This window comes from Nocardiopsis sp. M1B1 (assembly GCF_052466615.1).
The window spans coordinates 337,330-350,098 of record NZ_CP196194.1 but is presented as its reverse complement, the minus strand read 5'-3'; the positions used below and the strand labels follow the sequence as shown (position 1 = coordinate 350,098).

Genomic DNA, 12,769 nt, shown 5'->3' with positions numbered 1-12,769 from the left:
GTGGCCAAGATACGCTGCCCGGAAGAAAATTGATAACTTTGTTGCCAGTAAAGCGCCCGTGAAACGGCACGGGCACCGGCGCGCGCACGCGCCGCCGGAGCAGACCAGCGAAGGAGTCCACGGATGTCCAAGAAGGCGGTCCGCACCGACAAGGCCCCCGCTCCGGCCGGGGCGTACAGCCAGGGAGTGGTCGCGGGCGGGTTCCTGTACACCGCGGGCTTCGGTCCGCAGGAGCCCGAGACCGGCCGCGTGGCCCCGACCGTGGGCGAGCAGACCGCCCAGGTGCTGGCCAACATCTCCGCCGTGCTGGCCGAGCACGGCCTGACGCTGGACGACGTCGTGAAGGCGACCGTCCACCTGGAGAACCTCAAGGCGGACTTCCCGGAGTTCAACGCCGTGTACGAGGAGCACTTCAGCGCGCCCTACCCCGTGCGCACCACCGTGGGTTCGGACCTGGCGAACATCCTGGTCGAGATCGACGTGGTGGCCAAGCTCCGGGACTGAGCCCCGGTCGGCCGGGGCCCTCGCTGGCCCCGGCCGTTCCCCGCCGCCTCCGACCGGCCCCGGTCAGGCCTCGCGTCGGGCGCGGACCACCAGGTCGTGCACGGTGAAGGTCTCCTCGCCGACGGCCGCCGTCCCGGTGCGGACCTCGTCGGCCAGCACAGTCCACTCACGCCGGGGCAGGGCCGCCACCACCTCGTCGCCCGTGTAGAACAGGTCCGGGTCCGGCGGGCGCGGTACGCCCTCCTCCAGGTCGCGGGGGTGATGCGCGACGACCAGGAGTTCTCCCCCGGGTGCCACCGCCGAGGCCAGCGCGGCGAAGAACCGCGCGCGCCAGCGCTCGCGCAGGTGCATGAACTGCGAGGTCACCAGGTCGAACGCGCCCTCCTCCGGGGACCAGCGGGTCACGTCCGCCCGCTGCCAGGTGATGCGCCCGGGCACGTCCCCGCCCCGCTCGCGTGCGTGGGCGGCTCCCTTGTCCAGGGCCACGGTCGAGATGTCGAGCGCGGTCACCCGCCAGCCGCGTTCGGCCAGCCAGATCGCGTCGGCGCCCTCGCCGCCGCCCACGTCCAGCGCCCGACCGGGTTCGAGGCCGGCCGCCTCGGCCACCAGGTGGCGGTTGGGCCTGCCGCTCCAGATCCGTTCCCGCGAGCGGTAGCGCTCGTTCCAGAAGTCCTCGCCCATCTCCTCGGGCAGGGAGTCCGCCGTGTCCTCACCGGTCATGTCGACCACCTCCGCGCCCCACTCTCCACGCGCGGTCCACGGGGCGCGACGTTCTTTGCCGTCCCGGCAAAACGTGTCGTCCGCCCGGGCGGACGGGGACCGCCGGTGGTCACCGGCTCTCCGGCGCGCCCCCGTCCCCCTCGGCGAAGTCGTCCAGGCACAGGTCCAGCAGTGCCTGGACCCGGTCCGTGAGCCGGTCGCGGTCGAGCGCGCGCAGCGCCGTGGCCCCCTCGACCACGCGCACCCTGGTCAGCCCCAGCATCACGGCCGAGAGCAGCGAGGCGTGCGCCCGGCCGTCGTTCCCGCCGAGGTAGACCGTCAGCGGGTCGATCATCGCGCTGGTGATCCGCCCCTGGTAGACCGCCTGGAGGTCGGGGTCGCCCGCGGAGTCGTCCAGAGCGCGCTGGAGCGCGGTGGCCTCGCCGTGCAGGCGGCTCACCGCCTGCTCCGCCAGGCGCCGGGTGAGGGTGGCGGGTTCGCCCTCGATCAGCCCGGGGAAGACGCCGTCCTCGCGCAGGAGTTCGGTCAGCAGTCCGCTCTTGGCGCCGAAGTAGCGGTTGATGAGCGCGACGTTGACCCCCGCGTGCGCGGCGATCATCCTCGACGACACCGACCCGTAGCCCTCGTTGGTGAACAGCTCCTTGGCGCTGGCCAGAATGCGGGCTCTGGTGGCCTCCCGGCCCCGCGTCGGCCCGGGGCCGCCTCCGGTTTCCTCCGGACGGTCCATCTGCGTACCCCTCGGCGGCTGCGAACTGGCGGTCAGGACTCCAGGTTGACACTTCCGGAGAACCCACGCATACCGAAACGTGCGGAGAGATATCGATTTGACAGGTCAACAGTGTTTACATATACCTGGGAACAGGACGACGCCCCCGGCAACACGCCGCGGGGCCTTTCGTGCGTCCACGATCGGGGGCTTGTGTGGAACAGTCGTTGCGTGGAGGAGCCGGAACCGGGGACACTCCCCCGGGCGTAGAACCCCGAGCGGTCGCGCGAACACGGACCTCCGATGATCCCCCCACCGAGAAACCGCTGACGGAGGCCCCGAACGGGAGCGCCCCGGCCGGGGACGCCCCCGAGGCCTCCTCCGCAGCGGGCGCCCCGGCCGGCTCCGCCGCCGACGAGACCCCCGAGCTGCCCTCGCGCCGTGTGGTGCGCCGCATCATGGTCGGCCTGGTCCTGGCCATGCTCACCTCGATGCTCACCAACTCCATCGTGGGCACCGCCCTGCCGACGATCATGGGGGAGCTGGGCGGCCAGGACCGCCTGGCCTGGGTCGCCACGGCCGCCCTGCTCACGATGACGGCCTCCACCCCCGTGTGGGGCAAGCTCTCCGACGTCTGGGGGCGCAAGCTCCTCTTCCAACTGGCACTGGGCATCTTCATCGTGGCCTCGGTCGCCGCGGGCCTGGCGCAGGACATCAACTGGCTGATCGCGGCCCGCGCCCTCCAGGGGCTGGGCGTCGGCGGTCTGGCCACACTGCCCAACATCATCCTGGGAGACGTGGTCCCGCCCCGCGAGCGCGGCCGCTACAGCGGACTCATCGGCATGGTGTTCGGTGTGTCCACCGTGCTGGGGCCGCTGGTGGGCGGGTTCCTCGTGGACAGCCCGCTCGGCTGGCGGTGGTGCTTCCTCATCACCGTGCCGCTGGCCCTGTTCGCCTTCGTCGTCATCCAGTTCATGTTCACCATGCCCTTCGTCCCCCGCCGCGACGCGCCGGTGGACTGGCTGGGCGCCGGGCTGATCTTCAGCGCCGCGAGCACCGTGATCGTGCTGCTCAGCCTGGGCGGCACCCAGTTCCCGTGGAACTCGCCGCTGTCCTACGCCCTGGGCGCCGGGGCCCTCCTGCTCACTGCCGCGGCCGTGGTGGTCGAGCGGCGGGCGCGGGAGCCGATCATCCCGGCACGCCTGTTCGGCGACCGGACGTTCGTGCTGTCCTCGATCGGGTCGGCCTGCGTCGGGATGATGATGTTCGGCCTGATCATCTACATGCCGCAGTACCTCCAGATGGTGCACGGCATGACGCCGACCGTGTCGGGCCTGATGACGCTGCCGCTGGTGGCGTCGTTCCTGCTCACCTCGATCGGCTCCGGCTACGCGGTGGGCGGCAGCGGCCGGTGGAAGGCCTACCCGGTCACGGGCATGGCCCTGTGCCTGTTCGGGTTCGCCGCACTCAGCCTGGCCTATCTGGACACCGGGCTGACCACGGTGGTCGCGGGCCAGGCGATGGTCGGCCTGGGGCTGGGTTTGTGCATGCAGATCCTGCTGTTGGCGACGCAGAGCGCCCTGCCCCTGGCGGACATGGCCACGGGCACGGCCTCCGTCGTGTTCTTCCGCAACCTGGGCGGCGCCACCGGCGTGGCCGCGTTCGGCGCGGTGATGGTGGGGCGGCTCAACGACGAACTGGCCCAGGCGTCGGCCGACGCGCGGGCCCGGGTGGCGGCGGACGCCGCGGCCGGGACCGACTCGGGCGCGCGGGAGCTGTCGGTCGGGCTGTCGGAGGCGGCCGAGGCCGCGCAGGGCTCCCCCGAACTGGTGCACTCGCTGCCGGAGCCGGTCCGCGAGGTGGTCGTGGGCGCCTTCGACCACGCCATGCAGGGCGTGTTCCTGGCGGGCATCCCGATCGCCGTGATCGGGCTGGTCACCGTGGTGTTCATGCGGGGCGTGCCGCTGAGCGGGGGCTCGGCGGCCAAGCGCTGACGCCCGCGGGTCACAGGTAGCGGCGGAAGCCCTCGGCGGAGCTGTCGAAGCCCAGCGCGGTGTGGAACCGGTGGACGTCCTGGCCGTTCTCGTGCGCCAACAGCTCCACCTTGTAGCACCCGGCCCGCGTGGCGCGGTCGAGCGCGTCCTCCATGAGCGCCCGGCCGATGCCCCGGCCCCGGGCCAGGGGGTCGACCACGAGGTTGTCCACCACGGCCCAGGGCTGGGCGTCGTGGGTCAGGTTGGCCACGACCAGCAGGTCCAGGGTGCCGATGATCTGGCCGCGCTGCTCGGCGACGAGGATCGTGCGGTCGGGGTCGTTCTCCATCCGCGTCCAGGCGCGTACGGCGGCGGAGGACATGCGAACGTGCGCGCTCTGCGCGTGGGTGGTGTCGCCGAGTTCCCTGAGAAGACGCAGAATCGCACCGAGGTCCGACCGGATGGCCGCGCGGATAATCATGGCTGTCGGCATCGTAGCCGACAGCCTGCGACAAGGCGGACGTCACCCTACATCGGGCCACAAAACGCCGGGGGCGGGGACACGGTCCCCGCCCCCGGATCGCGTTCCGGGCCGGTGCGCCGCCGAGGCGCTCCGCGGGCCTCGGGGACTGGCCGGGGAGGGCTCCCCGGGCGCTCCCGTCCGCGCGGCGGCGGGGTCAGGGCTTGCGGATGACCCGGACGCCGTCCTCGCCCTTGGGCGGCTGGTTGTGGCCGGACTCCGGGTGGCGGTAGATACCGGTGATGCCCGGGTCGCCGCCCTGCTCCTGGCCCTTCTGGCCCTGCTGCGGACCGGACTGCGGCTGCTGCGGACCCGCCTGGCCCTGCTGCTGGCCGGACTGCGGCTTCTCGTCGCCCTCGGGGGCGGGGCCGGTGAAGCGGGCGCCCTGCGGGGGACGGGGAGCGGACTGGGCCTGGTCCTTCGGGGAGGAGGCCCCCGCCGGGTCCTGGCCGGTCTGCTCCGGCTTGGCCACCGGCCTGATGCGCACGGTCGCCTCGTCCGGCTGCTGCTGGAGGGGAGGCAGCTTGGTGGTGGCCTCGTCCTTGTCCCCGGGCGCGGCCGGGGCCGGCTTGGCCGGGGCGGGAGCGGCCGCCTCGGGACGGGGCTGGGGCCGGGAGGGCTCCGCGGCGCGCTCGGGGGCCGGGGCCTTGGCCGCCGCGGCGGGCTTGGCGGGGACCGGCTTGGCGGGCGCGGGCGCGGCGGCCATCTCCTCACGGGAGAGCCCGCTCTCCAGCGCGCCCGCCTTGTCCTCGGCCGCGACCAGGTCGGCCAGGGTCGAGTGCATGTCCTTGAGGCGGCGCAGCGCCTCGGCGTGCGTGGCGGTGAGGGTGGCGAGCCTGCGGTCCGCGGTGTCGTGGATCTTCTTCGCGCGCGCCTCGGCCTCGTTCAGGCGGCGCTCGCCCTCCTGCTTGGCCTGGTCCCGGAGCTGGTCGGACTCCTTCTTGGCGCTGTCGACCATCGAGTGGGCCTCCGAGCGCGCGGAGGACAGGATCCGCTCGGCGTGCTCCTCGGCGTCCTTGCGGTACTTGGCGATCTCCTCCTGGGCCTTCTTCTCGGCCTCCTTCACCTCGGACTCGACCCTGGAGCGGCGCTCCTGGGCCTCCTCCTCGGCGATGCGCAGGATCTCGGCCATGCGCTCGCTGATCTGCTCGTGCTCCGGCTTGACCTGCGCCTTCTCACGGGCGATGGCGAGGTCGCGCTTGTACTGCTCCAGCTCGTCGTCCAACCGCTGGAGGCGCTCGCGGAGGCTCTTGACCTGGTTGTCCGTCCGCACGAAGTAGTCGTCGACGTGCGCCTTGTCATAGCCGCCCTTGCGCACCGTCGGAAACCTGTCCTGCTGGAGTCCGCCGCCCGGCAACATATCGCTCATGTGCCCTTCATGTCCTTACACCGTTGTGACTGTACGACGCAGAAGGTGCGAGTTGACCCGTACCCATTGTCACCACGACACCAGATCGGTCTCGTCAGCGACATACGCCCGATAGTGCCCTTTTCTGCATACCGGCCCGGCCGCCTGGGGGCACCGGTCGGGAGCGGAGCGTAACGCCGTGGACACCGTCCAGGCGACCAAGGTAGACACGCGCGGCGCGGCCGCGTCAAGATCCCCGACCGGCACATCGCCGTGCGGACCCCGGTCACGTTCTTACTAAGGTATGCGCGATCATCCCCGTACGGGGGCAGAGCGGTCAACTTCCCGCTGATCCGCCCCCTCACGGGAGAGACGGACACGGCGGTACGAGACGCAGGGAGGGCCACGAGATGGACAACGGCCGTACGGAAGGCGGGCCCGCGGGGCCCCGCGTGGGCGGAGCGGACTTCGGACGACCGGAGGTCCACCCGAGCGCGTGGATCGCGCCCGGCGCGGTGGTGGTCGGCCGCGTGCGCCTGGGCGCCCGGAGCAGCGTGTGGTACGGGTCGGTGCTGCGCGCCGACACCGAGGACGTCGTGGTCGGTGAGCGGGTCAACATCCAGGACCAGTGCGGCCTGCACTCCGACCCCGGTGAGCCCGTCGTCCTGCACGACGACGTGAGCCTGGGCCACAAGGCGATGGTGCACGGCGCGGTCGTGGAGGAGGGCGCGCTCATCGGCATCGGCGCCATCGTGCTGGGCGGCGCCCGCGTCGGCCGGGGCGCACTGGTCGCGGCGGGCGCCCTCGTGCCGCCGGGCAAGACCGTCCCGCCGGACACGCTGTGGGCGGGCGTGCCCGGCAAGGTGGTGCGTGAACTCAACGACGACGACCGGCTGGTGCTCCAGCACACTCCGGCCCACTACGCGTCGCTCGCCGCCCAGCACCAGGAGGTCACCTGGGCCTGACGTCACGCCGGGCGGGGACGAAAGTCGTACCCGGGGCACCGGCCCGGTGGTCCGAAAGCACCGCGTCCGCCCAGGCCGGGTCCCCTCCTGGCTAACCCGGGTGACTCCGCCGCCTGGTCCTCACGGGTCATGCGCACCGGTCCGCCCTGCGCGTAGCCTGGTACTCCTCACGCTCGCGTGGGTCCGGATCCGTCGCACCCGCACCCACGGCACTCCGGCGCGGGGTGTCCCGTCCTGCCGCGACACCGTTGTCCCAGGGGGTGAGCTCACGTGAACCACAGCCTCGACCTGCACGACCACCTCCACGACCACGTCGCGCTGGACGAGATCGAACTGTACGCCGAGGTGCTCATCGCGGTGGCCGACGCCGACCGCCCGCTCAGCCCCGAGGAGATCGACCGGGTGCTCGGGCTGTCCGGGACGCCCGCGGCCCCCGCCGAACCGGCCCGCCCCGGCGGCCCTCTCCCCCGCGACGGGTCCGGTCCCGCCGACGGGACGGCACACGTCCGCGACCTTGCCCCCGAGCAGCCTCCCCGGGCGGCGGGCCCCGTGCCCGGCCCCGCCCAACCGCGCGACGAGGGCCCCGGCACGCGGCGCTCGTGGTCCACCGATCCGCTCCCGGCCGAGTACCGGCTGCCGCCCACGGTGCTGCCCGCGCCCCGCGACGTGCCCGAGCCCCACATCCTGTGGTCCCCGCTGCCCCTCGCCCCCTGGCACGTCTGAGGCCGTCCCGCCCCTCCCCCGCCCACGGCCCGAAGGCCCCTCCGACCGCCCGGAACGGCGGGGCCCGGCCGCACCGGCCGACCATGCCGTCCGACCGCGCTGGCCGGGGGCGGCCCGATCCGGCCACGGCGGCCCGTCTCCGCGCGCCCCGGTCTGGGTAGTGCTTCTGTGGGCCCCGGCCCCCGGGAACCCCCAGCAGCACACAGGAGCCCCTGATGCCACCAGGACCGGAAAGGCCGGACCGCGGCGACCGACACCGCGTCGGTCCCCGCCCCCGCACCGACGGCCGCGAGCCGGACAACGCCCGTCGGGTCACCCTCACCATCGCCCTCGTCGTGACCTTCGCCTTCCTGCTGGCCACCGCGGCCGGACTCGGCTGGTTCCTCTCCGACGGCGGGCCGCTGTCCGGTTCGGCTCCGGAGTCGGCCGGGGAGGGCGGAGACACGGCCGACGGCGGTGGTGCGGGAGAGGAGGACAGCGGTGCGGAGGGGACGGAGGACACCCCGCGGGACCCGGCGGACGGCGGGGACACCGGCGCGGGCTCCCCGGCCGGGCTGGCCTACGAACTCCCCGGTGAGGAGTGGAACAGGCTCGGCGGCGAGGAGGTCCCCTCGGAGTACACCTCCTACGCGGTCTTCGGCCCGGCCGATGACCCGGACGCGGTCATCGTCACCGGCACCGAGGAACTCGGTTCGGTGGAGCCGATCGCGGTGGCAGGGGTGCGCCTGGCCGTGGACCTGGCGGCCGACCTGGCCGCCGAGGGCGGCGTGTGGGCCGAGCCCTCCGGCCGGACCGACGTGGACGGGCTGCCCGCCTTCGGGGCGACCATGGGCAGCGACTCGGGGGACACCTACGGCCGCTTCGTGATCGTGGAGCTGGACGACGGCCGGGGCGCGTTCATGCTCGGGGTCAACACCGCGGGCGGGGACGGCGCCAGCGAGGACATCGACGCGGCCTTCGACTCGGTGGGCACGCGCTGAACCGGTACGTCAGAGCGGCAGGACCGCGCGGAGCAGGAAGCCCCCCTCCGGGGTGCGGGCCGCGGAGAGGGTGCCGCCGCCCATGGCGACCCGCTCGGACAGGCCGGCGAGCCCGTTGCCCGACTCCTTCCTGTCCTGGCCGCCGCCCCGGGCGCGGTCGTTGAACACCTCGACCACGAGCGTCCGGGGGCCCACGGCGCTGTCACGGGCGAGGGTGAAGCTGATCTGGCACTCGTTGGCGTCGCTGTGCCGCAGGACGTTCGTGCCGCCCTCGCGCACCACCCAGGCGGCGAGCGCGGCGGTCCGCGGCGGCAGGTCCAGCCCCTCCAGCCCGGTGGCGACCGTCCTGGTTCCCCCGGCGTCGAGCACCGCGCGGACGGCCTCCGTCTCGCCCGCCAGGTCGACCTCCCGGTAGCCGCTGACCGCCGACCTCACCTGCTGGAGCGCCTGTCTGGCGAGCACCTGCACCTCCGCCATCTCCGCGGCGGCCCGGTCGGGGTTGCGCTCCACGAGCCGTCCGGCCAGCTGGGCCTTGACCGCGAGCGCGGAGAGGCTGTGCCCGAGCAGGTCGTGCATGTCGCGGGCGAAGCGGAGCCGCTCCTCGCTCACCGCGAGCTGGGCGCGGGCCCGCTGTCCCGCGACGGCCTCGCGGCTGATGTCCCACAGCCACATCATGGAGAGCGAGCCCGCGGCGAACATCAGCCCGCTGAAGACCATCAACATCCACACCAGCAGGTAGAGGAGCGGCTGGAACTGCGTCTCGAACCCGTAGAACGGGACCGCGAGCCAGGGCAGAGCCAGCAGGGCGGCGGTGACGTAGGCGCTGCGCCTGCGCGGGGCGAGGAAGACCCCGGTCCCCCACCACGCGGCCAGGAAGAACACGGTGTTGATCGGCTCCTGGAGGCACAGGACGGCCACGACGATCAGGCCGAGCGAGGTCCAGTAGGCGCGCGGGTCCGGATTCCGCCTGCCGTCCAGCCTGGCCCGGAGCATCATGATCAGCAGCACGGCGATCGGCACGGAGACGACCACCCCGGTCAGGGAGCGCCACAGGGGCCAGTCCGAGGCCGCGGCCGTGATGACGTCCACCAGGGGCATCCCCACGACGAGCAGCGAGGTGAAGCCCACCGAGACGATGACGATGCGCCGGGCGAAGCGGACCCTGCGGTCGCCTTCCCTGTCGGAGGCGGTGTACTCGGCGGGGGGCGTGCCGTGGTCGCTCAACGTGACTCCTCGGTGTGCTGGACTCCGCCGGACAGCGGAAGAACGGCTGGCCCCGCGCGGGAAACCGCCGTCGTCCGTACGGGTCGCCGACAGTGTGCCACCTTCGCGCGGGGGCGCGTCGGGAGAGCCCGTCCGGACCCCGCCGAACACTTGTCCACGGGCGTTTCCGGGCCCGCGCGGGCAAAGGCCGGGGCAGGCCGTCCGTCCCCGGCCTCCCCGGCGCCCCGCGCCCGCCCTACGGCTGGCGGGGGTCCCACCTGAAGTAGCGGCGCACCAGCAGAGCCAGCACCGCGATCCAGGCGAGCATGATCCCGATGGAGGGCAGGGCCGCGACCCACAGGGCGAGGTAGCCCTTCTCCTCCCCGTCCCCGAAGCCCCGGAAGGCGTCGTAGCCGGAGTAGGCGGTCTGCGCCATCTCCCCGGCGGGGACCGACGGGACGAAGCCGATGATCACGCGAGCGGTCTCCGGCAGGAACTCCAGCGGGATGAGACCGCCGCCCACGAACAGCAGGACCAGCATGGGCAGCATCGAGATCATCTGGGCGGACTCGGCGTTGCGGACGATCGGGGTGATGAGCAGCCCCATCAGGGAGAACATGACGGAGCTGAGGACGACCGCGACGGCGAGCATCAGCGGGTCCCGGGGAAGGCTGCCGAAGAAGACCAGGACCAGGGCGGCCACCACCACCGTGATCGCCAGGGAGAAGACCACCACGGCCCCGATGACGCCGCCGAAGACCGCCAGCTGGGGCACCCCGCTGACCCGCAGCCGCTTGAGGACCAGGGACTCCCTCCGCGCGGTGAACACGTTGGAGGGGTGGCCGACGCCCAGGATGAGCCCGATGGAACCGATGGTGGCGACCATGGCCATCTGCCCCATCCCGAAGCCGGGGACGACCTCGTCATTGGGGAGGTTCGTGGTCATGAAGGCGAAGAAGAGCGGCAGGGCCAGGTACATCCAGGCGGTCTTGTACCGCGCGAACAGGGTGAACTCGGTCCGGGCCAGGCGGACGGCCTGCTTGGTCCAGCTGACGCCGGGCCGGACGCCGGTGGCGTCGGTGGTGGGGGCGGCGGTGTTCGCGGTCATCGCGGTGTCTCCTCGAAGGACTGTGCGGGGCAGGGGGGGCACGGAGCGCTGCGGCCCGTGTCAGACCAGGTCGGCGGCGCCGTCGGCGACCCGGAGGAACACGTCCTCCAGGGAGGCGCTGCGCACCTGGAGGCTGCGCAGGACGGTGCCGTTCTCCACGGCCCAGGACATGAGCGCGGACACCGCGTGGTGCGCCCGCTCCTCGACGTTCCCCCGCGTGACCGTGTAGGTGGCCCACAGCGCCTGGCCGCGCGTCTCCACGGAGACGTCCGCGCCCTCGACACGGGGCAGGTCGGCGGTGCGCACGTTCGGGGGCAGCACGAAGCTCACCCGGTCGCCCCAGCCCGCGAGGACCTCCTGGATCGTCCCCTCCACGCGGACCTCGCCGCGGTGCATGATCGCCAGCCGGTCGGCGAGCCGCTCGGCCTCCTCCAGGTAGTGCGTGGTGAGCAGGACCGCCACGCCCTCCCGCTTGAGGTCGTTGACGATGCGCCAGGTCTCGATGCGGCCCTCGGCGTCCATGCCGGTGGTGGGCTCGTCCAGGTACAGGACCTCGGGCCTGGTCAGCAGTGCCAGCGCCAGGTCCAGGCGGCGCTTCTGCCCCCCGGACAGCTGGCGGACCGCGACCCCGCGCTTGTCGGCGAGGCCGACCAGCTCCAGCGTCTCGTCCGTGTCCCTGGGCGTGGCGGCGAGGTCGCGGGCCAGGTGCAGGGTCTCGGCGACGCTCAGGTCCTCCAGCAGGCCGCTGCCCTGGAGGACGGCGTTGGTGCGCTCCCGGACTCCGGCGGGCTGGCCGTAGGGGTCGAGGCCGAAGACCCGGACACTGCCGGAGCTGGGGCGGCGGAAGCCCTCCATCGTCTCGATGGTGGTGGTCTTGCCCGCGCCGTTGGTCCCGAGGAGGGCGAAGAGCTCGCCGGGGTGGATCTCGAAGGAGACCCCCTTGACCGCCTCGAAGTCGCCGTAGTGCTGGTGCAGGTCGCGGACGACCACCGCCGGGCCGGTGGCGTCCTGTCGGCCGGGGCCGGTGGCCGCGGTGCTCGCTGTCGTCGTCATGTCCCCAGGTTCCCGCGGAACGGCTCACGCGGAACAGACGCCGTTATCACCGGCCGCCCGGGGGAACCTACCGGCGCGCACACTGACAAATGTCATCGGGCCGGTGCGGCGGCCGCTCGTCCGCGGTCGTGGCGGCTCCCCCGGCCTCCTCGGCCGCGCCCGCCCTCCGGCGTCCGCTCATCCGCGGTCGTAGCCCTGGGGGACGGGGTGTCCGGCCAGCCGGTGCACCTGGACGGCGACGTCGTCGGGGGTGCGCGCCGGACGGGTGAAGGGCAGGTGCACGTCGTGGTACCCCCGCGCGGTCTCCACCCGCAGCCGCAGCCCGAGGCGGTCCACGCCCAGGGGACGGGGCCGGCCTCCGCGCGCGGCGCCGGGAACGGCGGCCAGCAGGTCGCCCACCAGATCCGCGTGGTCCTCGTCGAGGTGGCGCAGCCAGGGCGCCTCCCACAGGGAGAACGGGTCGGGGCGCGCGGCGGCCAGTTCGGCCGGATCGAGCACGTGGGCCCCGTCGTGGTCGGACTGGACCACCAGGGCGGTGCGCAGGACCACCATCGTCAGGCCGTGCCCGATCTCCAGTAGCCGGTCGTCGGTGGCGGCCTCGGGCAGCCGGGCCGCGCGGGCGCGGGCGTCGGCGTGCTCCAGCGCCTCCACGGCGCCGCTCACCCACAGCACCGCCCGCACCCTGTCGCGCATCAGCACGGGTGACAGGTCGGTGAACTCCGCCATCACCACAGGGCCCCTGGGACGGGGGTCCGTGAGCGGGTGGCCGTCGGGCAGCAGGAGGCTCACGGCTCCGTCGGCGTGCACGTGGCGGGGGGCGTCCTCCAGGTGCACGGTCCCCGCCTCGCCGAGCCGGTCCGAGGCCGCCGCCACGGTCACCGGACCGCCGCGGGCCAGGGTGGAACGGGCGCGATCGGCGGGAGGGGGAACGGGGGCGTTCACGGGCGACCACCTCGAATAGAAGAC

13 protein-coding genes are annotated in these 12,769 nt (G+C 73.3%); 5 read left to right on the top strand and 8 right to left on the bottom strand.

Annotation, left to right across the window (positions count from 1 at the left end; all coding sequences use genetic code 11):
• The first annotated feature begins 123 nt into the window (after nt 1-123).
• On the top strand, nt 124-504 hold the full coding sequence (locus ACSTA4_RS01555; RefSeq protein WP_047868469.1) for a RidA family protein: 381 nt from the start codon (nt 124-126) through the stop codon (nt 502-504).
• A gap of 63 nt (nt 505-567) precedes the next feature.
• Here the strand turns inward: ACSTA4_RS01555 and ACSTA4_RS01550 are convergent, their stop codons facing one another.
• A complete protein-coding gene (locus tag ACSTA4_RS01550; RefSeq protein ID WP_444962181.1) occupies nt 568-1,224 on the bottom strand; it encodes an SAM-dependent methyltransferase in 657 nt (218 codons plus the stop codon).
• Nucleotides 1,225-1,333: 109 nt separating this feature from the next.
• Nucleotides 1,334-1,951, bottom strand: coding sequence for a TetR family transcriptional regulator (locus tag ACSTA4_RS01545; RefSeq protein WP_212641827.1), 618 nt, complete (start codon nt 1,949-1,951; stop codon nt 1,334-1,336).
• Between the two features lie 206 nt (nt 1,952-2,157).
• On the opposite strand from ACSTA4_RS01545, the gene ACSTA4_RS01540 reads away from it, so the two are divergent.
• Nucleotides 2,158-3,924: an MDR family MFS transporter gene (locus ACSTA4_RS01540; protein WP_444964072.1), complete on the top strand. Its 1,767-nt coding sequence runs from the start codon at nt 2,158-2,160 to the stop codon at nt 3,922-3,924.
• Nucleotides 3,925-3,934: 10 nt separating this feature from the next.
• Here the strand turns inward: ACSTA4_RS01540 and ACSTA4_RS01535 are convergent, their stop codons facing one another.
• Both ACSTA4_RS01535 and ACSTA4_RS01530 read right to left on the bottom strand, forming a co-directional pair.
• A complete protein-coding gene (locus tag ACSTA4_RS01535; protein ID WP_019609259.1) occupies nt 3,935-4,384 on the bottom strand; it encodes a GNAT family N-acetyltransferase in 450 nt (149 codons plus the stop codon).
• Nucleotides 4,385-4,580: 196 nt separating this feature from the next.
• Nucleotides 4,581-5,783, bottom strand: a complete 1,203-nt coding sequence (locus ACSTA4_RS01530; RefSeq protein WP_444964071.1) for a cell division protein DivIVA — start codon at nt 5,781-5,783, stop codon at nt 4,581-4,583.
• Between the two features lie 398 nt (nt 5,784-6,181).
• Here ACSTA4_RS01530 and ACSTA4_RS01525 point away from each other — a divergent pair, with 398 nt between their 5' ends.
• From ACSTA4_RS01525 to ACSTA4_RS01515, 3 genes are all read left to right on the top strand, one after another.
• The gene (locus ACSTA4_RS01525; protein ID WP_212641829.1) at nt 6,182-6,736 is read left to right on the top strand and encodes a gamma carbonic anhydrase family protein; all 555 of its coding nucleotides are present in this window, start codon (nt 6,182-6,184) and stop codon (nt 6,734-6,736) included.
• Between the two features lie 270 nt (nt 6,737-7,006).
• On the top strand, nt 7,007-7,459 hold the full coding sequence (locus ACSTA4_RS01520) for a hypothetical protein (RefSeq protein WP_444962180.1): 453 nt from the start codon (nt 7,007-7,009) through the stop codon (nt 7,457-7,459).
• Between the two features lie 215 nt (nt 7,460-7,674).
• Nucleotides 7,675-8,439, top strand: coding sequence for a hypothetical protein (locus ACSTA4_RS01515; RefSeq protein WP_444962179.1), 765 nt, complete (start codon nt 7,675-7,677; stop codon nt 8,437-8,439).
• A gap of 9 nt (nt 8,440-8,448) precedes the next feature.
• Here ACSTA4_RS01515 and ACSTA4_RS01510 read toward each other — a convergent pair whose 3' ends face one another.
• The 4 genes from ACSTA4_RS01510 to ACSTA4_RS01495 all read right to left on the bottom strand — a co-directional run bounded on the left by ACSTA4_RS01510 (nt 8,449) and on the right by ACSTA4_RS01495 (nt 12,745).
• Complete coding sequence (locus tag ACSTA4_RS01510; RefSeq protein WP_444962178.1) at nt 8,449-9,663, bottom strand: sensor histidine kinase; 1,215 nt, start codon at nt 9,661-9,663, stop codon at nt 8,449-8,451.
• Nucleotides 9,664-9,898: 235 nt separating this feature from the next.
• Nucleotides 9,899-10,750, bottom strand: coding sequence for an ABC transporter permease (locus tag ACSTA4_RS01505; protein ID WP_444962177.1), 852 nt, complete (start codon nt 10,748-10,750; stop codon nt 9,899-9,901).
• Nucleotides 10,751-10,810: 60 nt separating this feature from the next.
• Nucleotides 10,811-11,803, bottom strand: coding sequence for an ABC transporter ATP-binding protein (locus ACSTA4_RS01500; protein ID WP_444962176.1), 993 nt, complete (start codon nt 11,801-11,803; stop codon nt 10,811-10,813).
• Nucleotides 11,804-11,980: 177 nt separating this feature from the next.
• On the bottom strand, nt 11,981-12,745 hold the full coding sequence (locus ACSTA4_RS01495; RefSeq protein WP_444962175.1) for a DUF2470 domain-containing protein: 765 nt from the start codon (nt 12,743-12,745) through the stop codon (nt 11,981-11,983).
• Nucleotides 12,746-12,769 lie beyond the last annotated feature (24 nt).